Origin of the sequence: Microbacterium sp. K24, from assembly GCF_004794465.1 — a bacterium.
In the GTDB taxonomy this organism is placed as follows: domain Bacteria; phylum Actinomycetota; class Actinomycetes; order Actinomycetales; family Microbacteriaceae; genus Microbacterium.
Genome location: NZ_SSDJ01000127.1, coordinates 1 through 815 on the forward strand (window position 1 = coordinate 1; position 815 = coordinate 815).

General features: G+C 68.1%; 1 protein-coding gene. It reads left to right on the top strand.

Annotated elements, in window-relative coordinates:
* Positions 1–815, top strand: an 815-nt coding sequence (locus DW306_RS21335; RefSeq protein WP_168429325.1) for an Ig-like domain-containing protein, incomplete at both ends; no start/stop codon positions are given.

The window sequence follows — 815 nt, forward strand, 5'->3', positions numbered from 1 at the left end:
CCTCCCGAGGGCGAGACCGAGAACGAAGACGACTCGACCGAGGAGACGGTCGAGACGACGCTTCCCGAGCGCTCCGAGGAGAACACCCCGCCGATCGCCGAGGACGACTCCTTCGGCGTGCGGCCCGGTGCCACGACGATGCTGCCGGTGCTCGACAACGACAACGACCCCGACGGCGACGTGCTGGTCGCGACGCTCGCCGAGGCGCAGCCGTCGATCGGCACGATCCAGCAGGTGCAGAACGGCGGCTCCCTGCAGATCGCCGTCGACGAGAAGGCCACCGGATCGACGACGTTCACGTACGAGGCCGACGACGGCCGCGGCGGCAAGGACACCGCGGCGGTGACCCTGTCGGTGCACGACCTCAGCGTCAACGGCGCTCCCACGGCCAAGCGCAAGACCAGTCTCACCGTCGAGACCGGCGGCACGATCTCGTACAACATCCTCCCGGACTGGATCGACCCGGACGGCGACGACATCTACCTCAAGGACGTCGTGCCGGCGCCCGGCGACGAGGTCGACTTCAGCACCGACGGTCAGATCACCTACAAGGCCACCGCGAGTCTTCAGGGTCGCAAGGAGGTGCAGGTGGTCGTCGCCGACGGCTACGGCGAGACCACCACGGCGACCATCGCGCTCGATGTGCGCCCGCAGGGATCCACGAAGCCCAAGACGAACGCCGACCACGTGGTGACGCGCGTCGGCGAGCAGGTCACGGTCGCCCCGCTCGCGAACGAGATGTACACGCAGTTCTCGAAGTTCGGGCCGGTGAACGCTAAACAGGAACGGCGTGCAGACGAATGGGCGGCACTCCG